Raw genomic sequence first — 25,252 nt, 5'->3', positions numbered from 1 at the left:
TCCATGGGACGAAAACACACTGTATGCGCCCTGGGAAACTGGTCAGTTTATTGAATTTCAGGGGAAGATGAACTATAATATAGGTGTGGCGGCAAATCAGACGCTGGTGTTTGCCCCTGTACCCCAGTGAACCGCCACTTGCGTGACGAGCGCAGACTGAACCCCGCCTCATGCCCCCGAGGCGGGGTTCTTGCGTTTCTCGGTAGTCGGTCATTTTGAAATTTTGCCGCTCACCCTGAGCTGGACGAAGGTTGAGCGGCTCGTGGTTCGTCCAGGCTCACCACGAGCGGTTTTTCAAAATGACCCACTACCCGTTTCCCGGGCAGGTGATTTTCGCCGGTGTTTCCGGTACAGCGTTTTCGAATGACGATTCGCATCGCTACCTGGAATATCAATTCCGTGCGCGCCCGTATGGACCTGGTGCGGCGGTTCTGCGCGGAATTTTCCCCGGATATTCTCTGCCTTCAGGAAACCAAGGTCGACGATGGCAGCTTTCCGCACGCCCCGCTTGCGGCCCTCGGTTTCACCGATATCCGCGTGCGCGGCCAGCGTATGCATCACGGTGTGGCGATCCTCTCGAAGCTGCCGCTGGCCGATATTTCGAGTGAGGACTGGCAGGCTAACGGCGAGGCCCGGCATCTGGGGTGATGTTGCCGGGCGGCGTGCGGCTGGAAAACGTCTATGTGCCGGCTGGTGGCGACGTGCCGGATCGCACGGCCAACCCGAAATTCGGCCAGAAGCTTGATTTTCTGGCGCGGATGACCGATTGGGCCGCCGGTTTGGCCACGCCGACCATATTGCTCGGTGATTTCAATGTGCGCCGCTGCCCTCCGACGTGTGGAGTCATGAGGCGCTGCTGAATGTGGTGAGCCACACGCCCATCGAAGTGGCGGCGCTGAATACCCTGGCGGCCAGTCACAACTGGATCGACGCTGGACGGCACTTCGCGCCGGCGCCGGAGCGGCTTTACACCTGGTGGAGCTACCGGGCGAGCGACTGGCGTGCATCGGACCGTGGACGGCGGCTCGACCATATCTGGACCAGCCCGACGCTTGCAGGAAACCTGCGCGGCTGCACCACGATCGTGGCCGCACGCGGCTGGGAAAAACCATCCGACCATGCGCCGGTGATCCTTGAGGTCGCCCTTTGATCGAGACCATTGAGGCGGCGGTCGATCGTCTACGCCGCGGGCGACCTGTCACGATCGATGGTCTTGCCTGTCTGGCGCTCGAGATGGCGGGCACGGATAGCCTGGCGGCGTTCGACGACCCAGCGCCTGCCGATCTGGTCGTTGCAGCCCGCCGCGCCACCTATCTTCGGCTTGGCAACGCCCGTGCTGCGGCGGGCATGGCGGCGACGCGCCTCGTGCGGGAAGTATGGCACGATCTGCCGGCGCTGCTGGCGCTCGCTGATCCGCTTCAGGACTTGCAGGCACCATTCAAATCGCCACTGCGCGCGCGGGCAATGACGGCCGATGATGCACAAGCCGCCGCTGCTGCGCTGGAACTGTGCCGCATTGCCGGCCTGTTGCCAGCGGTGCTGGTCCGGGAGGCGGCGTCCGCGCCGATCGTTTGCGCATCGACCGTCTCCGCACAGGCCGTGCTCGCCCATGACCGCGTCGCTGCCGATGCGTTGAAACTGGTTGCGAGCGCGCATGTGCCGCTGTTCGACGCCGAAGCCTGTCGCATCCATGCTTTTCGCGCCGGGTCGGGCGCTGCCGATCACCTGGCGATCGAGGTTGGCGCGCCGTCGCGCAGCGCGCCAGTACTGACCCGCATCCATTCGGAATGTTTCACCGGCGACCTGCTTGCATCCCTGAAATGCGATTGCGGACCGCAACTGCGTGGGGCGATCCGGGCGATGCGCGAGGGGCCGGACGGCGGTGTCGTCCTCTATCTCGGGCAGGAGGGACGCGGCATCGGCCTGATCAACAAGCTGCGCGCCTACGCCTTGCAGGACCAGGGTTCGACACGGTTGACGCCAACCTGCGCCTCGGGTTTCCGGAAGATGCGCGCGCCTTTGCGCCGGCAGCACGCATGCTCGGGCTACTGGGTTTCTCCAGCGTACGGCTGCTGACCAACAATCCGGACAAGGTGGCGGGCTTGGCCGCCGCCGGCATGCCGGTTGCCGAGCGGGTGCCGCATCAGATGGGCGAGAACCCGCACAATACGCGCTATCTCCAGACCAAGCGCGACAAGTCGGGCCACTGGCTGCCCACTTGATATAGCTTAGTCGTCTCAGACGACTTGTGCTCTCGCGCCGAACAGTGCTGTCCCGATGCGGATATCGGTCGCACCCAGTTCGATGGCGATCTCGAAATCCGCAGTCATGCCCATGGACAGCCGCGGCACGCCGAGCCGGCGCCCCAGCTCAGCCAGCAAGGCGAAAAGGGTGCCGGGTGCTGACCCAGCGGCGGCACGCACATCAGGCCGATAACGCGCAGTCCATGCTGTCGGGCCGCAGCAAGCAGGGCCGGCAATTCCGGAACCGGGCAGCCGCCTTTTGCGGCTCATCGGCAATGCTTACCTGCAGAAAGCAGTCTGGCGCGCGACCCAGCTTGGCGACGGCCTTGCCGAGGGCCTGCACCAGCGACAGGCGGTCAATGCTGTGAATGGCGTCGAACAGGCCAACGGCATCCTCCGCCTTGTTGGACTGCAACTGGCCGACAAGGTGAAGCTGGGTCTGCGGGTGGGAGGCGCGCAGTGCCGGCCATTTCTGCAGGGTTTCCTGTACGCGGTTCTCGCCATAGCAGCCTAGGCCGGCGGCGAGCATCGTGCGGATATCCTCGGCATCGATCGTCTTCGAAACGCCGATAAGCCGAACCTCATCGCTACTGCGCCCGGCACGCTTTGCGGCGTGCGCGATGCGCGCACGTACCTCGGCGAGTCGCTGCGCTGAATCAGCGTGTGGTGTAATCATGGTGTCCTGCTATAGCCTCGCAGGATGTCACGCAATAACGGCAAGCTGCCGCGGCTCTGGTTCTTTACCGACGATCGCCTGAACGTGACGGACATCCTGGCGGCCTGCTTGGCGCTTCCGCGCGGCAGTGGCGTTGTCGTGCGGGCCAGCAGTGCCATCCGGCTGCGGCTTTGCTGGCGCAGCTTCGGCCCCTGCCAGGAAGACTCGTTCTCTCAGTCAGCGGGCCATCAGACGGGCAAGGCCTGGGACGGCATCTGGGCAGCCGCGGTCGCGCACAGCGCCGCCGGGGTTGGTCACCGCCAGCGCGCATTCAATCCCGGAACTGCGCCGCGCGGAACGGGCGGGCGCGACCCTCGTGTTCGTGTCGCCGGTATTCGCGACGCGCTCTCATCCAGGCGCGCGCGCCATGGGGCCGATCCGCCTTGCCGGGCTGGTTCGCGCAACATGGCTGCCGGTCGTGGCGCTGGGCGGGATGACTGAGGCGCGATGGCGCAGGGTCCGCCCGACCGGTGCATACGGCTGGGCGGCGATCGACGGGCTGCTGGATCAGAAGTTGATGGCGGTGCCGAGGTAGACCGAGGAATTGGTCTGTTCCGCATCCTTCGCCGAGCGGGTACGATCCGACTGGTAGGACAGCGAATATTTGACGCCGCCGGAGAGGCTGACGCTCGGGGTCAGGTGGTAGGCCCCGCCGAGGTCGACGCTGTACTTGCGCTCGTCGAGGATGGCCGACGTGCCGCGTCCGCTAGAATTTTCCTCCGCGACCCGAACGGTCGTGCGCCAATTCTCGCTCTTGTAGCTGACGCCGAGGTTCAGGCCCTCGGTCAGGCTCAGCGGCTGATCCTGATCCCGCCCATATTGTGCATCCAGGACGAAGCCGCGATAGCCGACGCCGGCACCGATGCCGTAGCCATTCGGCTCGCTGAGGCTCAGGCCGGTTTCCGGTACGCTGCGGGTGATGATCCCGAAGCTCACGCCCTTTGATCGGAGATAGCGCTTGACGGTGTGAAGGAGTAGCTGCGCTCGACCGCTTTCGGCCTGGCCGGAACAGCGGCTTTGCGAACAACCGGCTTGCGCGTGCGCTTCACAGGCTTCGGGGCAGCTTCATCGGGAAGATTGCGGAAGTAGAGAAACCATCGCTGCCGACGCGGTCAGCCGCCATCGCCCCGGCGTTTAAGCCGGCCGCGACAAACAAGGCTGTTGCGATCATTGTCGCAAGGCGCGCCACAGTGCTTCTCCTTCCCAATCCAGTCCATATAGGGAGGTGTTAAAGAAATGTAAGCCAAAGCAAATTTAATTATAGCGCTCTCAGCATCTTTGCGTCGGCTGTGGCCAGAACCCAACACCTTTGCGCCGGTGAGTGGCATATGCACGTGTGATGACGCTTGGCCTCGGGCCAACCTGCCGCCTATAACGCAGGCTGTATTCCTTTGCACCCGAGTCGCACGTCCATGGTCAGAATTCCCTCCCTTGCCGCCCTCGTGCTGCTGGCAGCCTGCTCCAGCGGCTTCAGAAGCCGGCTGAACTGGCGCCCGCCAAGCTCTCGACCCTTTCGGTCAATACCTATCTGTGGCGTGCCGCGCTGGAGACGATCGCCTTCATGCCGATCGCCCAGGCCGATTCCGGCAACGGCGTGATCCTCACCGACTGGTACGCCAACCCGCAAACGCCGACCGAGCGGGTCAAGGTAAGCGTCTTCATTCTGGACAAGGATCTGCGTGCCGACGCGCTGACGGTCTCCGCGAACCGGCAGGAGAACCGCGGTGGCGCCTGGGTCGATGCACCCCTGCGCGCCGATACGGTCCAGAAGCTTGAAGAGGCGATCCTGGAGCGCGCCCGCACCATCCGGCAATCGGTCGTCGCCGAACGTTGATCCATGAGCCGCTATAACCCGAAAAGCGCCGAGCCCCGCTGGCAGGCCGTCTGGCGCGAGCGAAAGACCTTCGCCGCGGACAGCGCGCCCGCCGACGCACCATCCTGCTATATCCTGGAGATGTTCCCTATCCCTCGGGGCGCATCCATATGGGCCATGTGCGCAACTACACGATGGGTGATGTGATCGCCCGCTACAAACGCGCGCGCGGGTTCGCTGTGCTGCACCCGATGGGCTGGGACGCGTTCGGCATGCCGGCCGAAAACGCCGCCTTCGAGCGCAAGGTCCACCCGCGTGCCTGGACGCTGGACAATATCGCGGCCATGCGCGCCCAGTTGCAGCAGCTCGGCCTTGCCATCGACTGGAGCCGCGAGCTGGCGACCTGCGAGCCCGACTATTACGGCCAGGAACAGGCGCTGTTTCTGGATCTGCTCGAGGCTGGCCTGGTTTACCGCAAGGAGTCGGCGGTCAACTGGGACCCGGTCGATATGACTGTGCTGGCGAACGAACAGGTGATCGACGGCCGCGGCTGGCGCTCCGGCGCGCTCGTCGAGCGGCGCAAGCTTTCCCAATGGTTCTTTCGCATCACCGATTTTGCCGAAGACCTGCTGACTGGCCTGGAGACGCAGGACCGCTGGCCGGACAAGGTCAAGCTGATGCAGGCCAACTGGATTGGCCGCTCGGCCGGCTTGCGCTTCCGGTTCAACGTCGCGACCGGCGGGACCATCGAGGTGTTCACGACCCGACCGGACACCCTGTTTGGCGCGAGTTTTGCGCGGTCGCTGCTGATCACCCGCTTGCCGAGGCATTGGCTGCGGACAATGCAGCGCTGGCGGCGTTCATCGCGCAGTGCCGTCAGAGCGGTACTGCGACCGCCGATCTGGAAACGGCCGAGAAACTGGGCTTCGACACCGGCCTCACGGTCGAGCACCCGCTTGCGTCCGGCTGGCCTGCCGGTCTATGTCGCCAATTTCGTCTTGATGGACTATGGGACCGGCGCCATTTTCGGCTGCCCGGCGCATGACCAGCGCGACCTGGACTTCGCGCGAAAATACGGCCTGCCCGTGAAAGCCGTGGTGGTGCCGGAAGGGGCGGCGGCGGATTTCGCGGTGGAGGACGAAGCATATACCGGACCCGGCCGCCTGGCGAATTCCGATTTCCTCAACGGCCTCAGTGTCGAGGACGCCAAAGCGGCGGTCATCGCGCGCGCCGAGGCCGAGGGCTGGGGCGCGCACAGACCACGTTCCGTCTGCGGGACTGGGGCGTCTCGCGTCAACGTTACTGGGGCACGCCGATCCCGGTCGTTCACTGCACCGCCTGCGGTGTCGTGCCAGTGCCGCACAGCGAGCTGCCCGTCGTGCTGCCGGAGGATGTGACCTTCGATGTGCCTGGCAATCCGCTCGACCGGCATCCCACATGGAAACATCGCACCTGCCCGCGCTGCGGCGGGCCGGCCCAACGGGAGACGGACACGCTCGACACCTTCGTCGATTCGTCCTGGTACTTCATCCGCTTCGCCTCGCAGCCGGCGGATCGGCCGTTCGACCGGGCCGAGGCGGCGCGCTGGTTGCCAGTCGACCAGTATATCGGCGGCATCGAGCATGCGATCCTGCATTTGTTGTACGCGCGCTTTTTCACGCGCGCGCTGCAGCGGATCGGCAAGATCGATGCCGCCGAGCCGTTCGCCGGCCTGTTCACGCAGGGGATGGTTTGCCACGAAACCTACAAAGCGCTCGATGGCCGCTGGGTTGAGCCGGGCGCAGTCGATCGGATTGAGGGTGGCGAGGCGGTGGAGCGGGAGACCGGGCTGGCCGTGACCGTCGGCCGCGCCGAAAAGATGAGCAAGTCCAAGAAGAACACGGTCGATCCCAGCGCAATCGTCGCCCAATATGGTGCCGATGCCGCACGCTGGTTCATTCTCTCGGACTCGCCGCCGGACCGCGACCTGCTGTGGTCGGACGCCGGGATCGAGGGTGCCTGGCGCTTCTCGCAGCGGGTCTGGCGCGTGATCGCCGAGACATGGCCTCGCGCTGTAGCCGCGCAGCCGGATGTCGGCCCGAGCGATCTCCGGCGCGCGACGCACAAGGCCATCGCGACTGTAACCGCCAACATCGAGGCGTTGCACTTCAACAAGGCCGTCGCGCATCTTTATGAGTTTGTGAGCGCGCTGGCCGATGCTGCCGGGCGTGGGGACGCAGACGGCGCCTGCGCGAGGCGCTGCCCGTGCTGGCGCAACTGGTCGCCCCATGATGCCGCACCTGGCCGAGGAAGCCTGGGCGCTCATGGGTCAGCCAGGCCTGGTTGCGGATGCGCCGTGGCCGGTGGCAGACGCGGCACTGCTGCAGGATGCGCAAGTGACGATCGCCGTTCAGGTCAACGGCAAGCTGCGCGATACCCTCGATGTCGCTCCGGATCTCGACAGGGCGGCGCTTGAGGCGCTGGCGATGCAGTCCGAGAAGGTGCAACGTCTACTCGGCGGCGGCACGCCGAAGCGAGTGATCGTGGTGCCGAACCGGCTGGTGAACCTGGTGCTATGATGCGTCGGCTGGCCCTGCTCCTGTGTCTGGCTGGATGCAGCCTGCAGCCGGTGTATGGCGGCGGCCGTACCGGCGAAGTCAGCAGTGCGCTTTCGAGCGTTGAGATCGCGCCAATCCCGGACCGTGCCGGCCAGGTCCTGCGCGCGGCGCTCGAGCGCAACATGGGGGCGGGCGGGGACAAACGCTACCGGCTTGAGGTGGTGATCCGGGAAGACACCCGGGGCTTCGGCGTGCGCGGCGACGAGTCGATCACGCGCGAGCGGCTGAGCCTCAATGCCCGCTATCGTCTGGTGGATCTTGCCAATAAAACCGCGATCCTGGAGGATGTGGCGCGCTCCGACATCGCGATCGATGTGGTGCGCAGCAACGAGTATTCCGTCGTGAGCGCCGAGAGCACGGCAAGCGAGCGCAACGCCGAGCAGGTCGCGCGCCAGATCCTCGACCGGCTGGGCGTCTTTTCCGGACCCGGAAATGAAGCCCAGCCCGCAGCAACTGAGCGGGTTGCTGAAGGCGCTCGACCCGTCGATTGTTGCCGTCCTCTGTTTCGGTCGGATGAAAGCCTGGTCCGCGAGCGGGCCCGGCTGTTCGGTCGGCAGGTGGCCACCGACCTGGACGATCCGTTTGCAGTCGTCGACCTGAGCGCCAGCGTGGTTGCGGACGATACGGCGCGGCTGAGTGACGAAGCCAGCGCCATCGGGCTCATGGTGCAGCGCAAGCTGATCCGCATCGCCGATGCTGCAGACGCCATGACGCCAGCCGTCGAGACCTGCCTGGACAACCCGAATGTGGCCAATCTGACAGTGCTGCAGGCGGGCGAGCTACCGGCGACCTCGAAGCTGCGCAAACTGATGGAGGCGCATCCGCGCGCGCTGGCAGTTGCCTGTTACCCGGAGGACGGCGCACGGCTCGAACAGTGGCTGGATGCAGCGGCTGCGGAGCGCGGGCTGCGGCTGGAACGGGCGGCGCGTGACGCGCTGCTGGCCTATGGCGGCGGCGCACGCGACATCCTGCGCTCGGAGCTGGACAAGCTGGACCTTTATACAGGCGGCGGCAGCGTGACGCTTGACGATGTTGCCGCTGTCTGCGCCGACCGCGGCGAGGCGGCGTTCGACAGCCTGGTCAACGCCGTGGCCGGTGGCCGCCTGGCCGAGGCGGTCGCCCAGCTTCAGCGCCTGCAGGCGGAGGGCGAGGCAGGCATCGCCATGTTGCGCGCGCTGCTACGCCGCATCTGGCAACTGCGCGAAGTGCGCCTCGGCATGGCACGCGGTGCTGGCGCGGAAGCCGCGGTCAAGGCGCTGCGACCACCGGTGTTCTGGAAGGACACGGCGGCAGTCACGGCGCAGGCCGGGACCTGGACGCTGGAAAAGCTCGATCGCGCCTGCCGCCTGCTGCTGGAGACCGAGCGCGCCATCAAACAATCCGGGTCTGCCGGCGATCTGCTTGCGGAACATGCGCTGCTGGTGCTCGCACATCATGCGCGGCGTTAGACCTTGATCGTTTCAGAGTGACTGAAGCTCGACCGACCAAGCTTTAAAACCCGACCGCAGGGCCGGACAGACGGCGGCACAGCCAGTCGAGTTCGTCCAGACTGGCATAGCGGATCGAGACCACGCCCTGGCCGCCGGCGTCGCTGATGTCGACCGGCAGGCCGACTGCCGCGGTCAGGTCGCGCTCGAGCGCCGTGGTGTCTGCATCCTTGGCCGGGGCAGCCCGTATGCGCGGTTTGGACGGCCCGCCTTTTCCGCGCGCACCAGCGTTTCCACTTGCCGCACGGAGAGGCCCTTGGCGACCGCCAGTTGGGCAAGTTGCACCGGATCGGCACTGGTGAGTACGGCGCGCGCATGGCCGGCGCTCAGCTTGCCCTCGACCAGCAATGAGCGCACGGGTGCAGGCAAATCCAGCAATCGCATCAGGTTGGCGATGTGGCTGCGGCTCTTGCCGACCAGTCGCGAGACGTCGTCCTGCGTGTGCCCGAACTCCTGGATCAGGCGGTAGTAGCCGTCCGCCTCGTCGATCGCGTTGAGATCCTGCCGCTGGATATTCTCGATGAGCCCGATTTCGAGCACCTGGGAGTCGGTCAGCTCGCGCACCAGCACCGGGGCGTCGTGAAGCTGCGCCAGCTGTGCGGCGCGCCAGCGTCGCTCGCCGGCGATGATCTGGTACCGCCCCGGGCTGCTCGGGTCGGGCCGCACCAGCAGGGGTTGCAGAATGCCCTGGCTGCGCAGGGAATCGGCGAGCTCGTTCAGCGCGTCCTTGTCGAAATGGCGGCGCGGCTGGCGCGGATTGGGGACCAGCGCCGAAATCGGCACGCGCTGGGGCCCACTGCCGCTTTGGCCGTTCTGGCTGGCCTGTGCGACCGGGGTTTCCATGTCGCCGAGAAGGGCGGACAGACCGCGGCCTAACCCTTGGGGACGCTTGCGTTCGGTGGTGTCGGCCATCAGGCTGCTCGTGCTGCTTGGGTTGTGCGTTTCAAAAGCTCGCTTGCAAGCTTCATGTAGGCTTGGCTGCCCGGGCTGCGGATATCGTAGATCAGCGCCGGCTTGCCGTGCGACGGCGCTTCCGACAGGCGCACGTTGCGCGGGATCACGGTCTCGAACACGACATTGCCCAGGCAGGCACGCACGTCGTCGGCTACCTGATCCGAGAGCTTGTTGCGGCGATCATACATGGTCAGCACCACGCCCATGATGGAAAGGGTGGGGTTATAGGCCACGGACCCGTTCAACTGTTTGAAGTAGTTGGCTTAATCCTTCCAGGGCAAAAACTCGCACTGCAGCGGCACCAGTACGGCGTGGGCGGCGACCAGCGCATTGAGCGTCAGCAGCCCAAGCGAGGGCGGGCAGTCGATCAACACATGGTCATAGTGCGCGTCGGCGTCGCCCAAGGCATCGCGCAGGCGGTTCATGCGGCGATCCATGTCGACCATCTCGATCTCGGCACCGGACAGGTCGACGGTCGCCGGCACCAGAAACAGGCCTGGCACCAGAGTCGGGGCAGCGGCGGTCACCACATCGGCCGTGCCCAGCAACACCTCGTAGCTGGTATGGGCGCGGTCTGCCCGGGCAAGGCCGAAGCCGGTTGAGGCGTTGCCCTGGGGTCGAGGTCGATCACCAGTACGCGCCGCCCGATCGCGGCCAGCCCGGTCGCGAGGTTGATGGTGGTTGTCGTCTTGCCGACACCGCCTTTCTGGTTGGCGACGGCGATTACATTGCGCTTCATCGGCGTCCTTTCAGGCCGGCGCGCCCCGAGGCAGCGACGGGTGCGATATTCCATGCGTCGACGATCCGGCCGCGCGGGTCGGTGCGGCTGGAGTGCAGGCTGTGCGCGAACTGCCACTGGTGCGCGCCGCCATCAGCTCCTCTTCCACGCTTTCCCTTTGGGCAGGATCCATTGCGTCGAGTCTGCCGCGAAGCGGTGCCCCAGTCAAACAGTTGCGCAAGACTGGCGCAGGCGCGCGCCGTAATCGTCGTATAGCGTTGCGGCGGCAGCGCCTCGATGCGCGCATTGCAGACCGTCACGCGGTCCGTGAGATCGAGCGCCGCGGCGACTGCCTCCAGAAACCGGGCTTTCTTGGCGACCGAGTCGACCAGGGTGACATGGCCGGCACCGAGAATGGCAAGGACCAGCCCGGGAAAACCGGCGCCGCTGCCGATGTCGAGAATCGACGCTGGATCGCGGATCAGGGCCCAGAGCTGAGTCGAATCGAGCATGTGCCGCCGCCAGACATCGGGCAGGGTCGCCGGGCCGACCAGGTTCATGCGCGACTGCCAGTCCGCCAGCATTTCCGCGTAGAGGGCCAGCTTGTCCGCCGTTTCACGTGAAACACCCGAGTCGCGCTCGAACTGCGCTTGATCGTAGAGCACTCAGGCCGCCTTGCGCTTGACGAACGCAAGCAGCGCGCTGACCGCAGCCGGCGTCACGCCCGGGATGCGCGCCGCTGCCCCAGCGTGGTCGGGCGAGCCTGGGTCAATCGTTCGCGCACTTCGTTGGACAGGCCAGCGATGGCACCGAAGTCGAGGTCGTGCGGAAGCGTGAGCTGCTCGTCGCGCCGAAGCGCCGCCACATCACCCTCCTGGCGCTGCACATAGCTGGCATAGAGGGCGTCGATGGCGATCTGCTCGCGCAGCTTGGGGACTGCGCCCAACTCCGGCCATATGCCCTGCAGGTGCGCCCAGGTGACATGTGGAAACCGCAGCAGATCGAAAGCGGAACGCACGATCCCGTCCTGATTGACCGCTATGCCGTGCGCTGCTGCTTGCGGCGGTGTGAGGCGCAGGCGTTCTGTCAGCGCCCTTGCGGACGCTAAAGCCTGCTGCTTTTCGGCAAAAGCCTGCGCGCGCGGGCGCTGCACCAGGCCAAGGTCAAGGCCAAGCGGCGTCAAGCGCTGGTCGGCGTTGTCGGCGCGCAGTCGCAGACGGTATTCCGCACGCGAGGTGAACATACGGTAGGGCTCGCGCGCGCCCTGTGTTGTCAGATCGTCCAGCATGACGCCGATGTAGGAGGTGGCACGGTCAAGATGAAAGGGATCAGTGCCGCCGGCAAAGCGCGCGGCATTGATGCCGGCAACCAGGCCTTGCGCCGCCGCTTCCTCGTAGCCGGTGGTGCCGTTGATCTGCCCGGCGAGGTACAATCCAGCCATGCCCTTGACGTCCAGGGCTGGCGACAGGCCCGGGGATCGACATAATCATATTCGATCGCATAGCCCGGCTGCACGATGTGCGCCTGTTCCAGCCCGGGATCGTCTTCAGGAACGCCGCCTGCACCGCGACCGGAAGCGAGGTGGAGATGCCGTTGGGGTAGATGGTCGGGTCGTCCAGGCCCTCCGGCTCCAGGAAGATCTGGTGGCCCTCGCGGTCGCCGAACCGCATGATCTTGTCTTCGACCGATGGACAGTAGCGTGGCCCGACCCCTCGATCCGCCCGGCGTACATCGGAGCGCGGTGGATATTCTCGCGGATGATGGCATGCGTCGCCAAGGTGGTGCGTGTGGCGTAGCACGGCACCTGCGGCAGCGGTGCGGTCGTCGACAGAAAGGAGAACAGCGCCGGCTCGTCGTCGCCGGGCTGCAACTCAAGCGCTGCCCAGTCGATGGTGCGGCCGTCCAGGCGCGCTGGTGTTCCCGTCTTCAGTCGACCCATCGGCAGGGCGAGGCCGCGCAGGAAGTGGGCAAGCTTGAGGGCCGGCGGCTCGCCGACCCGTCCTGCCGGCGTCTGCTCCTCGCCGCGGTGGATGACCCCGGCCAGAAAGGTGCCGGTGGTGAGCACCACCGCGCCGGCGCGCAGGGTCCGCCCGTCTGCAAGCACCGCCCCGTGATACGCTGATCCTTGAGGGCCAGCGTATCGACGGCACCGGCAAGGATCGTCAGGTTCGGGGTCTCGCGCAGTAACTGCTGGATGGCGGCGGCATAGCGTTTGCGGTCGGCCTGTGCGCGCGGCCCCTGGACCGCCGGGCCCTTGCGGCGATTGAGCAGACGGAACTGGATGCCGGCAGCGTCTGCCGCGCGGCCCATGATGCCGTCCAGCGCGTCGATCTCGCGCACCAGATGGCCCTTGCCGAGCCCGCCGATCGCCGGGTTGCACGACATCGCGCCGATGGTCGCGGGATTGTGCGTGACCAGCGCCGTGCGCGCGCCAAGGCGTGCGCTGGCGGCCGCCGCTTCGCAGCCGGCGTGGCCGCCGCCGATCACCAGAACGTCGAATGTCTCCATGGTTCCCAGCTAGCGATTCGGCCGCGCTAAGTTCAGAACCGCCGATGTTTCACGTGAAACATCGGCTCATTTCCGATGCAGAACTCACGGAAAATCACGTCGAGCAGGTCTTCGATGTCGATGCGGCCGGTGAGGGCCCAGCGCCTGGGCCGCCAGGCGCAGGTGCTCCGCCTGCAGTACGGGATCGTCATCACGGCTCTGGGCTGCAATCAGTTCGCCTCGACAGGCCTCCAGATGCTGGCGATGCCGCGCGCGAGTCAGCATCGGGGCATCGCCTTGTGGCATCTGGCTGGCCGCAAAACCGGTCAACCGCGCCACGAAATCGTCCATACCCTGGCCCTGCGTTACCGATATGGCGTTGCCTTGCGTGCCTGCCAGCAGATCGGCCTTGTTGATGTAGCGCCAGATCGGCGCACCGCTGGCGGGCGGCGCTTCCTCTGCGGCATCCGGTGCGCTCAGGTGCACAACCAGATCGGCGGCGGCGGCGCGGGCGCGGGCGCGGGCGATGCCTTCGCGCTCGATCGGGTCGTGCGTCTCGCGCAGGCCCGCCGTGTCGATCACGGTGACCGGATAGCCGCCCAGATTGAGATGAACTTCGATGGTGTCGCGCGTCGTGCCGGCGTAGGGCGAGACGATGGCGACATCACGCCCGGCCAGCCAGTTTACCAGGCTGGACTTTCCGGCATTGGGCCCCGGTGATCGCGACGGTCAGCCCCTGGCGCAGGCGCTCGCCGCGTCCGGAGTCGTTCAGGTGCGCCTCGATTTCCTGGCTCAGGTCGGCAAGGTCCTGGCGCACGGCCGCTGGCAGGCCGGCCGGCACGTCATCCTCACCCTCGGCGAAGTCGAGGTCGGCGGCGACATAGGCCATGGTCCGTACCAGCCGGTCACGCCAGCCTTCGTAGAGCCGCTCCAGCCGGCCGCCCAACTGTTGTAGGGCCTGGCGCCGCTGCGCCTGGGTTTCAGCCGCCAGCAGATCGCCCAGGCCCTCCACACGGGTGAGGTCAAGCTTGCCGTTGTCGAACGCGCGGCGCGTAAAGGCCCCAGGCTCGGCCGGGCGCAGGCCGGGCAGGCGCGCGAGCGCCGCCAGCACGCCCTCGATGACCGCAAGGCCGCCATGGACGTGAAACTCCGCCGTGTCCTCGCCGGTGGCACTCGCCGGGCCGGGCAGCCACAGTACCAGCGCCAGATCCAGGGGTTCGGCGGTCTCTGGGTGGATCAGAGAACGCAGCACTGCCCGTCGCGCTGCGGGGCCGGCTTTGCGGTCATCGCTTCGATCGCGCCCCGGCTATCAGGGCCGGACAGGCGTATGACCGCGACGCCCGCAACCCCGCGGCCGCTGGAGAGCGCGTAAATCGTGTCCGGGCGCATCAGGACTTCGAGGATTGCCCGGTTGCCGCATTCCAGAAGGCGCGCTGCATGGTCTCGAAGCTGTCGGTCATCATCGGCATCCATTGCTTGACGATGCGGTCGACATCGGCGCTGGAGACCCCGTCGCGGATCAGGCTTTCCATGCGCTCGAGATAGATGGCATGCAGCGGTGCCAGATCAGGCAGGCCCATGAAGGACCGGGCTTCCTGCGGCGTACAGTCGATATCGATACTGATTTTCACGGTGGGTCTCCTGTCTGCATCGCCCACACTTGCCGGATCGTCGCCAGCGGGCCATGCTTTGAGAATACGCGTTGAACGTCAAATACAAAGGGGGCGAGATGCCCGTGCGCTCGATACACACACCGTTCGGCGACATGACGGTCGCGCAGGAAGGCGTGGCGATCGTCTCCGTCGACTGGGGCTGGGGCCGCGATCAGGACGATACGCCGCTGCTGCGCGAGGCGCTTGCGCAGCTTGACGCCTATTTCTCCGGCAAGCTTAAAACGTTCGATCTGCCGCTGGCGATTGAGGGCACGCCGTTCCAGCGCCGGGTGTGGCAGACCATGCAGCAAATCCCCTATGGCGAGACCCGAACCTACGGCGACGTGGCGCAGGAACTGAACAGTGCGGCGCGCGCTGTCGGCGGCGCCTGCGGGCCAACCGGTTGCCGATCCTCATTCCCTGCCATCGCATCCTCGGGACCGGCGGCATCGGCGGTTATTCCGGGGCGAAGGGCCGGCGACCAAGCAGCAGATTCTCGACCTCGAACGGATGGCGGCGCGGCGCTTTTGTGATAACTGTAAGTAAATGTTATAGAATAACGGAGATTCACCATGACGTCAGGCAAGATGGATGTCGCAGCCAGCGACGGTTCGGGGTCTTTGGCGGCTATCTGGCGCTGCCGGCGAAGACGCCGGCGCCGGCCGTCGTGGTGCTGCAGGAAATCTTCGGCGTGAACGCGAACGTGCGCGCGGTGTGCGACCGGCTGGCGGCGAACGGTTTCGTCGCCTGCGCGCCGGATTTGTTCTGGCGGCTTGAGCCGGGGCTTTCGTTGTCGTCGGAAGACCCTGACGAGCGTGCCAAGGGCTTTGCGTTGTTTCCAAAGTTCGATGTCGCCAAGGGTATCGAGGATATCGCTGCCGCCGTCGCCGCCATCCGTCGCCACCCGGCCGTCACCGGCAAGGTCGGCGCCGTCGGCTATTGCCTGGGTGGTCTGCTGGCGTATCTGACCGCCGCGCACACCGATGCCGATGCCGCGGTCGGCTATTATGGGGTTGGCATTCAGGGCAAGCTGGAGGCCGCAGGCGGCATCAGGAAACCGCTGATGTTGCATATCGCGCAGGGCGATGAATTCGTGCCCCGGATGCCCAGCGGACCCTTGTCGCAGGGTTGGGCGTACACCCGAAAGTGACGCTGCACAGCTATCCGGGCGTGGGGCACGCCTTTGCCCGCATCAACGGCGACCATTACGATGAAGCCAGCGCGACGCTGGCGGATGCGCGGACTCTGGCGTTTCTGTGCGGCGCGCTGAAATAGCCCTGCTGGCGCTGCTCGCCGGCTGCGGCCCGCAGGCGGGGCGGCGCAAGGCGGTGCAGCGCCGATTGCCGCAGCGCCGATTGCCGCGGCACTCGATTGTCTGCGCGCCCAGGGCCGTGGGCTGGCGAGTGCGCACCGTGGCGGGCCTGGCCCCGGCCTGCCGGAGAATGCGCTGGAGACGCTGGCCGCGGGTTTCGCCGCCGGGGTGCGCCTGTTCGAGGTCGACGTCCGCCGCACCAAGGACGGGGTGCTGGTGCTGCTGCATGACGAGACGCTTGAGCGCACAACGACCGGTTCCGGTTCCTTGCGCAGCCACAGCCTGCAAGAACTCGCGGGCGTCCGGCTCAAGGACGACGCCGGCGCGCTGACGCAGGGCAGGCTCCCGACCCTGGCGGACGCGCTGACATGGGCAGTCAAGCGTGGCGCCTATCTGCAGCTCGATATCAAGCCCGAGGTCCGGTTCGAGGATGTCGTCGCTGCGGTGTGGCAGGCGCGCGCTGCCGACTCGGTGATTCTGATCGTCTACAGCACGCAGGCGGCGAGCCGGTTGGCGCGCCTTGCGCCGGATATGACGATCTCTGCGCCAGCCGAGACAGCGCAGGATCTGACGGCGCTGCAAAACGCCGGCGTCGGCCTGGGCCGTCTTGCCGCCTGGACCGGCCTTACGGAAAAACCGCTGCGGACTATGCGACGCTGCGCGGTCAGGGTGTCGAGCCGATTCTTGGCACGCTCGGTCGGCCCGGCCTGCGTCTGGACGATCGCTACGCAGCAGACGGCGACGTGTCCGAGTACGCCGCGCGCGTCAAGGACGGCGTGGCGATCCTCGCCAGCGATAGCGCGGCGACCGTTGCGAAGGCGCTCGATGCTGCTGACCGTGGCCCGGGTGCCTGCCTTGTGGTGGCACCGCAATAGGGGTTGCGCCCACCGGCCCGAGCGCTAAGCTTCGTCAGGCATACGAGGAGGGAGGCTGTCCATGAAGTACGAAGTCTACAAGGACAAGAAGGGCGAATTCCGCTGGCGGCTCAAGCACAACAACGGCAACATTCTCGCCAAATCGTCCGAGGGCTACAAAGCCAAGGCGGATTGCCTGAAGTGCATCGAAAACACGCAGAACTCCGGGTCCGCCACCATCGTCGAGGCCTGACACCAGGGTCTCTCTCATGAAATCATGACGCCGTGGCGTCGCTGTCAAAGCCATGTTTGCGCTGGTTGATGACTTCATAGGCCAGCACAGCCGTCGCGATGGCGACGTTCAGGCTGTCCGCCTTGCCGCGCATCGGCAGCTTCACCAGCGCGTCGCAGGCGTCTTCATAGGCCTGTGGCAGCCCCGACTGTTCGTTGCCCATCAGCAGGAACGTGGGGTCGGGATAGGCGACCGCCTGGTAGTCGACGGATGTTTTGAGGCTGGCGCCGACCAGAAAGCCGGGGCCTTCGCGCAGCCAGGCCAGAAATTCGGGCCACGCTGCTGTTGCGACCGTCTGGGTGAAAAGTGCGCCCATCGAGCTGCGGACAGCCTCGACGCTGAACGGGTCGCACCCCTGGTCGAGCAGGATGACCCGCCGGCGCCGACAGCGTCGGCGGTGCGCAGGATGGTGCCGAGGTTCCCGGGTCCCTGATCGCCTCCAGTACGAACCAGATATGGGCGCGTGCTCGATCGAGCTGACGCAGTGGCGTCAGGGCCTGGCGGAACACACCCACGACATTTTGGGATTATCCTTGCGAGTCAATCGCGTAAGAAGTTCTGGCGTCATCTCTGTCATCTCGGTGACGTCTTGACGACACATATTGATCACACGACGCATGGCCGGATGGTCTGCTATACCCGGGGCCAGGATCAGGATTTCCGGGATATGGCCTGAGTCGACGGCCTCAACGACGATTCGCATCCCTTCGGCCAGGAACAGGCCGTCGCGCGCACGGAATTTCTTTTCGTGTAACGCATTGACACGCTTGAAGAGTGGGTTTGCCGCGCTCGTAATCGTTTTATGCATTTACCGTCCCTTAAGTGCCTAGGGCTGATTTCGTACATACCAAAAACAAAACTAGGCGGTGTCAGATGAGGATGAAAAAGAAGACGCAGATTCTACAGTAAATGCGTCGTCAACCATACAGAAAGATTGGTCACGTCGTGCAGTTGTCAGCGGAATAAGCCTCGCTACAGCCAGCGGTATTGCCACAGAGGTGCTTGCTCAATCGAGTTCTTTCACGACCATTAACATTACTAAGTCACCTGCCCCAGCGTTCGCCCGACGGCGCCGCGCCGGCAACACTTCACGGTCGCCCAGCCGAAAGCCGTCCCCGACGTCTTGCCGGACTGCGTCATCATCGAAGTCGCAGGCAAAACGTACATGGCGAAATTTTCACAGGGCATCCAGGATTTCAACCCGACCATGCCGGATCGCGATCCGTATCTGCTGGCGGCGACGCCGCCGATGCTGGCGGGCCTGTTCTCGAAAATCGACAGCGTCACGTTCCTGCGGGTCTATTCTCCCAGCGTCGACCACTGGGAAGTGCTGATGCTGGTCGACGCCAACCCGTGCGGCGATTATCCGACCTGGGACAAGCATCCGAAGGTTCCGGCCTCGGTCGTGCGCTTCCTGGACAAGAACAGTAACCCGGTCGAGGTGCTCTATCCGGATGCCGGCAAGCCCAAGACTTCGGTCGAGGTGCCAGCCTGCTCGCGCTTCCAGATTCCGTATTTCGAAAACAAGCGCCCGCCGCTGCGCAAGAACCTGCGCGAGCTGATCCTCGGGACCGACGAGAACGCCAGCTTCGGCCAGAAGAAGTTCTTCGTCGCGCCGGAGCCGATCCTGTCGAATGCGCGGTTCAACAGCACCAACTGGACCCGTGTTCCGGAAAGCTATTACAATATCACCGGCCCACTGCAAGCGAGCCTGTGGCAGAAGCCGGACTGGGCGCGTGGCGGCGAGGCCGCCGAAATCGGGCTTTACCCGGACGAACTGGCCTACTGGCTGGCGCGCGCGGTCAAGCCGGGCGCCGACCCGCAACCCTATGAGCGTGCGTGGCGCAACAAGGCTGACGCCACGTTCAGCCAGCCGCTGTTCTATCGCAAGGGCCGGCTGTCCGGTCCGCTCACCGCGACCGACGAATTCAAGAACGTCACGTTGGCCTACACGTCCGACGGTCGCCCGTATTTCTATCCGGGCAGCGGCATCGACTCGCCGGTCGGCCACCTTTCGGTCGGCAATATTCCGGTCAATTCGCCGGATTATCCCTACGCCAAGGGCGCGGTCTGGGGCCTCGACAGCAACCACACGCCGAACTACGTCTATGGGGCCTATGTCCTCACGGGTGCGTTCCGCTACCTGCTGGCGCTGCAGGCGCTACCCTTCATGCATATCTTCAACAGCACGCCGTTCGGCCGTCAGGGCGCGCGCATGCTGGCTTCGGAGGTGCAGAACCGGGGCATCGCCTGGACCCTGCGGGATATCTATTTCGCGCAGAAGGCCCTGGGCCGACCATGAACTGCTGGCCCCGCGCAGGATGATGCGCCAGCTGTTCGAGGACCATTATCTGTTCCACAACAACGAGTGGAAGATCCCGGACAATCCGGACAGCCAGTGGTCGCAGTCGAAGTTCGGTCTGGAAGCGACCTACTGGACAGCAACCTGGTCGGCGGTGCCGGAGTTCAACGACAAGCCGGCGCTGATCAGCGACACTTACTGGGCGCAGGCGTTCATCGGCTCCGTCATCGGCATGATGACCCTGCTCGGTGACCAGCACGACTGGTCGGCGCTGGCCTTGCGCGGCATGCGCCAGGGCATCAACCAGGTTCATTACCTGATGCCGCACCTGATCCAGCACCTGGTCATCAAGTCGAGCGTCGACGCTGGCCCCGGCGATCTGTCGGTCAAGCCCTATGTCACAAATCCGGGCTGGCAGCCGCTGCCGCAGAGCTGGTCGGACATCCGCACCAAGACCTACAAGCTGGCCGGATCGCCCGAGAACGATCATCTCGGCGACTGGACCAACCAGTCCTCGGGTCCGGCGATCCTGCTTGGTGCTCTCAACATCCTGCGCCGCGCCGGGTACAGCCTGGATTATGCGGACCGTGCGGCCGAGCGCCTGCTGGCAGACCGCGCCGCAGCCTACAACCAGAACCCCGGCTACCTTGCGAACGACAAGTGCAGCTATACGTTCAGCGGCCCTGCCGTATAAGTCGGGGCGCAACCGGTTTCTCGCACCAGCGCCGCCTTCCACCGGGAGGGCGGCGCGCCTTTTAGAGCCTGATGACTTTAGGTTGACCCACACGCCATCGCGCGGTTGCACACGCGCCGCTCACCCTGAGCTCGGACAGAAGGGCTGAGCGGCTCGTGGTTCTGTCCAAGCTCACCACGAGCGGACTTTACAGCCTGCTCCGTGAAGATCGGAATGTCGATACAGCCTAGACCTTGATCGTTTCAGATTGAATCAATCTGAAACGTGAATCATGGTCTAAATTGTTGATAAGAGCCTGATTCACGCCCTCGGTTGAAGCACATATGCTTCAACCTCAACCGATCAGGCGCTAGGCCCAGTGCCTCAGCAGGGTGTTGGCCAGCGCAATCGATGGCGGGACCTTGAGCGGCCCTTCCTTGCGCAGGGCATCGCGAACCTCGGCGCGGCTGAACCAGCGGGCATCCTCCAGCTCATCCGGGTCGATCCGCACGTCGGTCGTCGTTGCGTCCGCGATGCAGCCGATCATCAGCGACGAGGCGAACGGCCACGGCTGCGAGGCGACGTAGCGCACATTGGCGACGCCGATACCGGCTTCCTCGGCGACCTCGCGGGCGACAGCCTCCTCGATGCTCTCGCCAGGTTCGACGAAGCCGGCCAGTGCGGAATACATGGCGGGCGGGAACTGCGCCTGCCGCCCCAGGAGGCAGCGATCACCATCGACCGCCAGCATGATGACGACCGGATCGACGCGCGGGAAATGCTGTGTCGCACAGTCCGGGTTGCTGCACGTCCGCATGGCACCGCCGCGCATCGGTTGGCTGGGCGCGCCGCAACGGGCGCAGAAGCGATTGTGCGCATGCCAGCCGAGCAAGGCGCGGGCGTGGGCGATGATCGCCGCCCGATTGTCTCCGAACATCTGCGCTGCGGCGCGCGCGTTCACGGCGCTGCCGGGCAGGCCGCTGTCGGCGGCGACCATGGCTGTGAAATGGGCGACACCATCGGCGTCGAGTCCCAGAAACACGACACCTTCCTGAACCGGCGCTCGAGAAGCGGAACCCAGCCCAGCTCGTTGTCATGCACCAGCGGATCAAGCTCTACGAACGGCAGCAATCGGCTCGCGGCATGCTGCGCCAGGGCGGCGAGTGCAGCCTCGTCGCGCCGCAGCGCCTCGCCGCGATTGAGCGTATTCCCGGTGAAGCCGATCATGCGTCCGTCGTGGCATAGCGCCGCCGCAAAGTCACGCGGCAGCGGGGCGTCTTGCGTTTTGGCCGCGCATGTGAAAGGAAATGTGCGGGAGTCGGGCCGGGCAGGTACCTCGCCAACCCGGTCAGGTCCGGAAGGAAGCAGCCGTAACGAATTCGTCCTGGGTCGCGCCCGGCTCCCACGGTCCTCTCGCCATCACAGACTATTTCCCGGCAGACGTTGCGGCGCGCGTCGCGAGTCGCCATTGTCGAGCCATGAGCATGGATGCGCCGCAGCCTTATCGCGTGTTGGCCCGCAAGTACCGGCCTTCCACCTTCTCGACACTGATCGGGCAGGATGCGCTGGTGCGCACGCTCTCCAACGCCATCGACCGCGACCGGCTGGCGCATGCCTTCCTGCTGACCGGCGTGCGCGGGGTCGGCAAGACGTCGACCGCGCGCCTGCTGGCGAAGGCTCTGAACTGCGTCGGACCGGATGGTGCCGGCGGTCCGACCATCGCGCCATGCGGGTTTGTGAGCCCTGCCGGGCGATAGCCGAGTCCCGTCATCTGGATGTGATCGAGATGGATGCGGCCTCGCGCACCGGCGTCGACGACGTGCGCGAGATCATCGAGGCGGTGCGCTATGCAGCGGTCTCGGCGCGCTACAAGATCTACATCATCGACGAAGTGCACATGCTCTCGAAGAGCGCCTTCAACGCGCTGCTGAAGACCCTGGAAGAGCCGCCGCCGCATGTGAAGTTCATCTTCGCCACCACCGAGGTGCGCAAGCTGCCGGTCACCGTGCTCTCCCGGTGTCAGCGCTTCGACCTGAAGCGCATTCCCGTCGCGCTGCTGGCCGAGCACTTCACCGGCATCCTCGCGCAGGAAGACGCCAGCGCGGAGCCGGAAGCCATCACCCTCATCGCCCGCGCCGCGGAAGGGTCGGTGCGTGACGGCCTCTCGATGCTGGACCAGGCGCTGGCGCATGGGGGCGGCCACGTGACGGCAGCGCTTGTCCGCGAGATGCTGGGACTGGCGGACCGCACGCTTGTGCTCGATCTGTTCGGCGCAGCGCTAGACGGCGACGCCGCCGGTGCTCTGGCGCGCCTGCGCGGCCTTTACGATGCCGGCGCGGATCCGCAGGCGGTCTGGAATGACCTGCTGGCGCTGGTCCACGGCATCATGGAAGCGAAACTGCTGCAGACGGCGGACGACACCTTGCCGGAGGATGAGCGGGCCCGCCGCCTTGGCTGGGCGAACCAGCTCTCGCATGCGCAGGTGCACCGCCTGTGGCAGCTGCTGCTGAAAGGCCTTGGCGAAATCCAGTCGGCGCCATCGGCCCTGCAGGCCGCGGAGATGGCGCTGCTGCGGGTGATCCACGCCGCCGATCTTCCCGATCCCGGCGAACTGCTCAAGCGGCTGGCGACGCAAGACTTCGGCGAGACGCGCGCCACGGTCGAGCCGCTGCCCCGCCGCGCAGCCGAACCTGTCGCGGTGCTCGCAGCCCCGCCCTGCGGTTGCAAAGCTAGAGGTCCGGGATTTCCGCGCTGCGGTCGATTTGTGCGACGCTCGACATGAAGGGCTGCTGGCCAAGGCGCTGCGGGACGACGTCAACCTCGTGCGCTTTCAGCCCGGGCATATCGAGCTGCGGCTTGGTGAGCGCGCACCGCGCGACCTGCCGACCCGCCTGGCCCGCCTGCTGGAGGCGGAGACCGGCGGGCGCTGGCTGGTGAGCCTCGCGCAGGTCGGCGGCGAGCCGACGCTGCGGGAGCAGGCGGCGGCGACCGCCGCGGCGCTGCGCGAAACCGTGCTGCGTGATCCGCTGGTCGAGGCAACGCTGCAGGCGTTCCCCGGTGCCGAGCTTGTCTCTGTGGCGGCACGGGCACCGGAGTCCGTCGATACGATCCAACTTCAAGAACATCGCAAGGAGGGAAGATGAATCTCCACAAGATCATGGAAGCGGCCCAGGGCATGCAGGCCAAGATGGCGGAAGCCCAGGGCAAGCTGGATAACCTGGAAGTGCAGGGACAGTCCGGTGGCGGGCTGGTCAGCGTCACGGCGAGCGCGCGGGGCAGGATCGTGCGCATCGGCATCGATCCGAGCCTGATCGTCCCCGACGACAAGGAGATGCTGGAGGATCTGCTGGTCGCCGCGATCAACGACGCCCGCGCCAAGGGCGAGGAACTGGCGCAGTCGGAAATGGCCAAGCTCACGCAGGGCCTGCCCTTGCCGCCGGGCATGAAACTCCCGTTCTAGCTGGCGACATGGCGGCGACGGCACACGGAAGCGCATTGTTCGAGGCCGTCGTCTATCTGGCGGCGGCGCTCGTCTGCGTGCCGTTGTTCGCCCGCCTCAAGATCGGCGCGATCATCGGCTATCTCGCCGCCGGGCTGCTGATCGGGCCGTACGTGCTCGGCATGGTGGCGGACACCGGGGCTGTCACCGGCCTTGCCGAACTCGGCGTCGTCATGGTCATGTTCGTGATTGGCTTGAGCTGCGTCCGTCGCGCCTCTGGGCCTTGCGAAAGGACATCTTCGGCCTCGGCTCGGCGCAGGTGGCGTTGACTGGATTGCTGCTCGTCCCGGTCGCGACCGCAATCCTCGGCCTCGGCTGGCGCGCCGCCATCGTGGTCGGTTTTGGTCTGGCGCTGTCGTCGACGGCGTTCGCGCTGCAGCTTTACAAGGAGCGCGGCACCCTGAACACGCCGGGCGGGGAGCGGGCGTTCGCGATCCTGCTGTTGCAGGATATGGCCCTGGTGCCGCTGCTGGCGATGGTCTCGCTTCTCGCTGGTGCGCCGTCCCCGGATGCCGCCGCCGGCTGGCAGACCGGTCTTGTGACCCTCGGCGCGGTGGTGGCGGTGGTGGCGGTCGGGCGCTATGGCCTGCCCTGGCTGTTCGATTTCATCGTCGCCAGCGGCGTGCGGGAACTGCTCACGGCGGCGGCGTTGTTCATTGTCGTCGGTACGGCGGCGCTGATGGCCTCGATCGGCCTTTCCATGGCGCTGGGGGCGTTCATTGCCGGTGTCGTGCTTGCGGACTCCGAGTTCCGGCACCAGCTCGAGGCGGATATCGAGCCGTTTCGCGGTCTGCTGCTTGGCCTGTTCTTCATCTCGGTCGGCACCGGTCTCAAGCTGCCGGTGTTGTTGATCCAGCCGACGCTGATCGTCGGGTTCACGCTGGCGCTGTTGTTCGCGAAGATTCTCGTGCTGTACGTGCTGACGCGGGTCACCGGCTCGAAGCTTACGGATGCGCGCGAGATCGCCGCATCGCTGGCGCAGTCGGGCGAATTCGGCTTTGTCCTGTTCGCGGCGGCGCAGGGGCCGGGCTTTGAAGCCGGACGAAGCCAGCATGCTCGGAGCGTGCATCACGCTGTCGATGCTGCTGACGCCGTTGCTGTCGCGCGCTGTCCAGTATCTGGGGCGACGTGCGCCGGAGGACGGCATGGACGATGGTCCGGCGCTTGCAGATCGCACCCGCAAGGGCCGCATCATTTTGGCAGGCTATGGCCGCTTCGGTCAGGTCGTGGCGCAGATGCTGCTGGCGCGCGGCCTGGAGGTTACGTTGATCGACAGCGACCCCGCGCGCATCCGCCTAACCCGGCAGTTCGGCCAGACGGTCTATTTCGGCAACGGCTGGCGCGTCGACGTGCTGCGGGCGGCAGGCGCCGAGTCAGCGCAGATGCTCATCCTGTGCGGCTCCAAGGACCGCATGACGGCGGATCAAATCCAGCGGATCAAGCGGGAGTTCCCGTCCCTGCAGGTGCTGGTGCGCGTCTCTGATCGCATCGAGTTGATGGAACTGCTGAAGTCGGATGCCGATTTCCTGATCCGGGAGGTTTTCGAATCCGCGGTTGCGATGGGGCGGGAGGCCCTGAAGCGGATTGGCCTCGACGCCTCGACCATCGAGACGATCGAGACGGAATTCCGCACCTGGACGAAACCCGCCTGACC

General features: G+C 65.8%; 26 protein-coding genes, 1 other RNA gene and 8 pseudogenes. 20 read left to right on the top strand and 15 right to left on the bottom strand.

Going from position 1 to position 25,252, the window contains the following annotated elements; translation table 11 throughout:
• Positions 1-363: 363 nt before the first annotated feature.
• Positions 364-1,150 (top strand): annotated as a pseudogene (locus tag E6W36_RS07245) (exodeoxyribonuclease III).
• An 83-nt stretch (positions 1,151-1,233) separates the two neighbouring features.
• Positions 1,234-2,222 (top strand): annotated as a pseudogene (locus tag E6W36_RS07240) (GTP cyclohydrolase II).
• A gap of 15 nt (positions 2,223-2,237) precedes the next feature.
• On the opposite strand, the pseudogene E6W36_RS07235 reads toward E6W36_RS07240, so the two are convergent.
• Positions 2,238-2,919: pseudogene (locus E6W36_RS07235) on the bottom strand (YggS family pyridoxal phosphate-dependent enzyme).
• Between the two features lie 127 nt (positions 2,920-3,046).
• On the opposite strand from E6W36_RS07235, the gene E6W36_RS18400 reads away from it, so the two are divergent.
• Positions 3,047-3,493: a thiamine phosphate synthase gene (locus E6W36_RS18400; RefSeq protein ID WP_222874198.1), complete on the top strand. Its 447-nt coding sequence runs from the start codon at positions 3,047-3,049 to the stop codon at positions 3,491-3,493.
• On the opposite strand, the gene E6W36_RS07225 is transcribed toward E6W36_RS18400, so the two are convergent.
• Complete coding sequence (locus E6W36_RS07225; RefSeq protein WP_222874197.1) at positions 3,466-3,894, bottom strand: porin; 429 nt, start codon at positions 3,892-3,894, stop codon at positions 3,466-3,468. The genes E6W36_RS18400 and E6W36_RS07225 overlap by 28 nt on opposite strands.
• Before the next feature lie 109 nt (positions 3,895-4,003).
• A complete protein-coding gene (locus tag E6W36_RS07220; RefSeq protein WP_222874196.1) occupies positions 4,004-4,147 on the bottom strand; it encodes a hypothetical protein in 144 nt (47 codons plus the stop codon).
• 372 nt (positions 4,148-4,519) lie between these two features.
• Between E6W36_RS07220 and E6W36_RS21900 the strand changes: the two genes are divergently transcribed.
• From E6W36_RS21900 to holA, 3 genes and pseudogenes are all read left to right on the top strand, one after another.
• The gene (locus E6W36_RS21900) at positions 4,520-4,792 is read left to right on the top strand and encodes a DUF3576 domain-containing protein (protein WP_342776826.1); all 273 of its coding nucleotides are present in this window, start codon (positions 4,520-4,522) and stop codon (positions 4,790-4,792) included.
• 3 nt (positions 4,793-4,795) lie between these two features.
• Positions 4,796-7,329, top strand: a pseudogene (leuS, locus tag E6W36_RS07210) (leucine--tRNA ligase).
• Positions 7,326-8,816, top strand: a complete 1,491-nt coding sequence (holA, locus tag E6W36_RS07205; protein ID WP_222874195.1) for a DNA polymerase III subunit delta — start codon at positions 7,326-7,328, stop codon at positions 8,814-8,816. Before leuS ends, holA begins: the two are co-directional and overlap by 4 nt.
• 43 nt (positions 8,817-8,859) lie before the next feature.
• Here the strand turns inward: holA and E6W36_RS23170 are convergent, their stop codons facing one another.
• The 9 genes and pseudogenes from E6W36_RS23170 to E6W36_RS07175 form a co-directional block, all read right to left on the bottom strand.
• Positions 8,860-8,976 (bottom strand): hypothetical protein, encoded by a 117-nt coding sequence (locus E6W36_RS23170; RefSeq protein WP_425459715.1) that lies wholly within the window; start codon positions 8,974-8,976, stop codon positions 8,860-8,862.
• A 14-nt stretch (positions 8,977-8,990) separates the two neighbouring features.
• Positions 8,991-9,767, bottom strand: a complete 777-nt coding sequence (locus E6W36_RS07200; RefSeq protein WP_342776825.1) for a ParB/RepB/Spo0J family partition protein — start codon at positions 9,765-9,767, stop codon at positions 8,991-8,993.
• Positions 9,767-10,548 (bottom strand): annotated as a pseudogene (locus E6W36_RS07195) (ParA family protein). Before E6W36_RS07195 ends, E6W36_RS07200 begins: the two are co-directional and overlap by 1 nt.
• A complete protein-coding gene (gene rsmG / locus E6W36_RS07190) occupies positions 10,545-11,192 on the bottom strand; it encodes a 16S rRNA (guanine(527)-N(7))-methyltransferase RsmG (RefSeq protein ID WP_222874194.1) in 648 nt (215 codons plus the stop codon). The pseudogene E6W36_RS07195 and the gene rsmG overlap by 4 nt, the downstream one beginning before the upstream one ends.
• Positions 11,193-13,035 (bottom strand): annotated as a pseudogene (gene mnmG / locus E6W36_RS07185) (tRNA uridine-5-carboxymethylaminomethyl(34) synthesis enzyme MnmG).
• Positions 13,036-13,119: 84 nt separating this feature from the next.
• Complete coding sequence (locus E6W36_RS18395; protein WP_246048283.1) at positions 13,120-13,671, bottom strand: GTPase; 552 nt, start codon at positions 13,669-13,671, stop codon at positions 13,120-13,122.
• A 7-nt stretch (positions 13,672-13,678) separates the two neighbouring features.
• On the bottom strand, positions 13,679-14,266 hold the full coding sequence (locus tag E6W36_RS18390) for a P-loop NTPase family protein (RefSeq protein WP_246048218.1): 588 nt from the start codon (positions 14,264-14,266) through the stop codon (positions 13,679-13,681).
• On the bottom strand, positions 14,251-14,403 hold the full coding sequence (locus E6W36_RS18385) for a hypothetical protein (protein ID WP_246048217.1): 153 nt from the start codon (positions 14,401-14,403) through the stop codon (positions 14,251-14,253). The genes E6W36_RS18390 and E6W36_RS18385 overlap by 16 nt, the downstream gene beginning before the upstream one ends.
• Positions 14,403-14,645: a DUF6489 family protein gene (locus E6W36_RS07175; RefSeq protein WP_222874193.1), complete on the bottom strand. Its 243-nt coding sequence runs from the start codon at positions 14,643-14,645 to the stop codon at positions 14,403-14,405. The genes E6W36_RS18385 and E6W36_RS07175 overlap by 1 nt, the downstream gene beginning before the upstream one ends.
• Before the next feature lie 104 nt (positions 14,646-14,749).
• On the opposite strand from E6W36_RS07175, the gene E6W36_RS07170 reads away from it, so the two are divergent.
• The 5 genes from E6W36_RS07170 to E6W36_RS07155 all read left to right on the top strand — a co-directional run bounded on the left by E6W36_RS07170 (position 14,750) and on the right by E6W36_RS07155 (position 17,085).
• Entirely contained in the window at positions 14,750-15,199 is a 450-nt protein-coding gene (locus E6W36_RS07170) for a methylated-DNA--[protein]-cysteine S-methyltransferase (protein WP_222874192.1), read from the top strand.
• 134 nt (positions 15,200-15,333) lie between these two features.
• Positions 15,334-15,816 (top strand): dienelactone hydrolase family protein, encoded by a 483-nt coding sequence (locus E6W36_RS07165; protein WP_342776824.1) that lies wholly within the window; start codon positions 15,334-15,336, stop codon positions 15,814-15,816.
• On the top strand, positions 15,813-15,941 hold the full coding sequence (locus tag E6W36_RS21895; RefSeq protein WP_342776823.1) for a dienelactone hydrolase family protein: 129 nt from the start codon (positions 15,813-15,815) through the stop codon (positions 15,939-15,941). Before E6W36_RS07165 ends, E6W36_RS21895 begins: the two co-directional genes overlap by 4 nt.
• A gap of 22 nt (positions 15,942-15,963) precedes the next feature.
• Positions 15,964-16,881: a glycerophosphodiester phosphodiesterase family protein gene (locus E6W36_RS07160; RefSeq protein ID WP_222874427.1), complete on the top strand. Its 918-nt coding sequence runs from the start codon at positions 15,964-15,966 to the stop codon at positions 16,879-16,881.
• A gap of 33 nt (positions 16,882-16,914) precedes the next feature.
• The gene (locus tag E6W36_RS07155; protein ID WP_222874191.1) at positions 16,915-17,085 is read left to right on the top strand and encodes a YegP family protein; all 171 of its coding nucleotides are present in this window, start codon (positions 16,915-16,917) and stop codon (positions 17,083-17,085) included.
• A 22-nt stretch (positions 17,086-17,107) separates the two neighbouring features.
• Here the strand turns inward: E6W36_RS07155 and E6W36_RS07150 are convergent.
• Positions 17,108-17,932, bottom strand: a pseudogene (locus E6W36_RS07150) (TrmH family RNA methyltransferase).
• 357 nt (positions 17,933-18,289) lie between these two features.
• On the opposite strand from E6W36_RS07150, the gene E6W36_RS07145 reads away from it, so the two are divergent.
• Both E6W36_RS07145 and E6W36_RS07140 read left to right on the top strand, forming a co-directional pair.
• Complete coding sequence (locus E6W36_RS07145; protein ID WP_222874190.1) at positions 18,290-19,426, top strand: hypothetical protein; 1,137 nt, start codon at positions 18,290-18,292, stop codon at positions 19,424-19,426.
• A gap of 19 nt (positions 19,427-19,445) precedes the next feature.
• Entirely contained in the window at positions 19,446-20,120 is a 675-nt protein-coding gene (locus E6W36_RS07140; RefSeq protein WP_222874189.1) for a hypothetical protein, read from the top strand.
• 349 nt (positions 20,121-20,469) lie between these two features.
• On the opposite strand, the gene nudC is transcribed toward E6W36_RS07140, so the two are convergent.
• On the bottom strand, positions 20,470-21,096 hold the full coding sequence (gene nudC / locus E6W36_RS07135; RefSeq protein WP_484103594.1) for an NAD(+) diphosphatase: 627 nt from the start codon (positions 21,094-21,096) through the stop codon (positions 20,470-20,472).
• The gene (locus E6W36_RS18380) at positions 21,057-21,326 is read right to left on the bottom strand and encodes a hypothetical protein (RefSeq protein ID WP_246048215.1); all 270 of its coding nucleotides are present in this window, start codon (positions 21,324-21,326) and stop codon (positions 21,057-21,059) included. The genes nudC and E6W36_RS18380 overlap by 40 nt, the downstream gene beginning before the upstream one ends.
• An 89-nt stretch (positions 21,327-21,415) precedes the next feature.
• On the opposite strand from E6W36_RS18380, the gene ffs reads away from it, so the two are divergent.
• From ffs to E6W36_RS21890, 7 genes and pseudogenes are all read left to right on the top strand, one after another.
• An RNA gene (gene ffs, locus E6W36_RS07130) (signal recognition particle sRNA small type) lies at positions 21,416-21,503 on the top strand.
• An 80-nt stretch (positions 21,504-21,583) separates the two neighbouring features.
• Positions 21,584-21,856, top strand: a complete 273-nt coding sequence (locus E6W36_RS23165) for a hypothetical protein (protein ID WP_425459702.1) — start codon at positions 21,584-21,586, stop codon at positions 21,854-21,856.
• Positions 21,826-22,881: a DNA polymerase III subunit gamma/tau gene (dnaX, locus tag E6W36_RS23160; protein ID WP_425459701.1), complete on the top strand. Its 1,056-nt coding sequence runs from the start codon at positions 21,826-21,828 to the stop codon at positions 22,879-22,881. The genes E6W36_RS23165 and dnaX overlap by 31 nt, the downstream gene beginning before the upstream one ends.
• Complete coding sequence (locus tag E6W36_RS23155; RefSeq protein WP_222874188.1) at positions 22,862-23,242, top strand: hypothetical protein; 381 nt, start codon at positions 22,862-22,864, stop codon at positions 23,240-23,242. The genes dnaX and E6W36_RS23155 overlap by 20 nt, the downstream gene beginning before the upstream one ends.
• Entirely contained in the window at positions 23,239-23,559 is a 321-nt protein-coding gene (locus E6W36_RS07115) for a YbaB/EbfC family nucleoid-associated protein (protein WP_222874187.1), read from the top strand. The genes E6W36_RS23155 and E6W36_RS07115 overlap by 4 nt, the downstream gene beginning before the upstream one ends.
• 8 nt (positions 23,560-23,567) lie before the next feature.
• A pseudogene (locus tag E6W36_RS18375) lies at positions 23,568-24,565 on the top strand (monovalent cation:proton antiporter-2 (CPA2) family protein); the annotation flags it as partial.
• Positions 24,549-25,250, top strand: a complete 702-nt coding sequence (locus E6W36_RS21890; RefSeq protein WP_342776857.1) for an NAD-binding protein — start codon at positions 24,549-24,551, stop codon at positions 25,248-25,250. The pseudogene E6W36_RS18375 and the gene E6W36_RS21890, both read left to right, overlap by 17 nt.
• Positions 25,251-25,252: the final 2 nt, after the last annotated feature.

Source organism: Hankyongella ginsenosidimutans, assembly GCF_005144965.1.
In the GTDB taxonomy this organism is placed as follows: Bacteria; Pseudomonadota; Alphaproteobacteria; order Sphingomonadales; family Sphingomonadaceae; genus Hankyongella; species Hankyongella ginsenosidimutans.
This window is presented reverse-complemented; position numbering and strand designations above follow the sequence as displayed.

Bases quoted from the DNA above. Each gene is read 5' to 3' on its own strand.
- E6W36_RS21900 (WP_342776826.1), top strand. From the start codon at position 4,520: ATGCCGATCGCCCAGGCCGATTCCGGCAACGGCGTGATCCTCACCGAC.
- holA (WP_222874195.1), top strand. From the start codon at position 7,326: ATGATGCGTCGGCTGGCCCTGCTCCTGTGTCTGGCTGGATGCAGCCTG.
- E6W36_RS07200 (WP_342776825.1), bottom strand. From the start codon at position 9,767: ATGGCCGACACCACCGAACGCAAGCGTCCCCAAGGGTTAGGCCGCGGT.
- E6W36_RS18385 (WP_246048217.1), bottom strand. From the start codon at position 14,403: ATGCGCCCGGACACGATTTACGCGCTCTCCAGCGGCCGCGGGGTTGCG.
- E6W36_RS07155 (WP_222874191.1), top strand. From the start codon at position 16,915: ATGAAGTACGAAGTCTACAAGGACAAGAAGGGCGAATTCCGCTGGCGG.
- E6W36_RS07145 (WP_222874190.1), top strand. From the start codon at position 18,290: ATGGCGAAATTTTCACAGGGCATCCAGGATTTCAACCCGACCATGCCG.
- E6W36_RS07140 (WP_222874189.1), top strand. From the start codon at position 19,446: ATGATGCGCCAGCTGTTCGAGGACCATTATCTGTTCCACAACAACGAG.
- nudC (WP_484103594.1), bottom strand. From the start codon at position 21,096: ATGGTCGCCGCCGACAGCGGCCTGCCCGGCAGCGCCGTGAACGCGCGC.
- E6W36_RS18380 (WP_246048215.1), bottom strand. From the start codon at position 21,326: ATGATCGGCTTCACCGGGAATACGCTCAATCGCGGCGAGGCGCTGCGG.
- E6W36_RS23165 (WP_425459702.1), top strand. From the start codon at position 21,584: ATGGATGCGCCGCAGCCTTATCGCGTGTTGGCCCGCAAGTACCGGCCT.
- dnaX (WP_425459701.1), top strand. From the start codon at position 21,826: ATGCGGGTTTGTGAGCCCTGCCGGGCGATAGCCGAGTCCCGTCATCTG.
- E6W36_RS07115 (WP_222874187.1), top strand. From the start codon at position 23,239: ATGAATCTCCACAAGATCATGGAAGCGGCCCAGGGCATGCAGGCCAAG.
- E6W36_RS21890 (WP_342776857.1), top strand. From the start codon at position 24,549: ATGCGCGCGAGATCGCCGCATCGCTGGCGCAGTCGGGCGAATTCGGCT.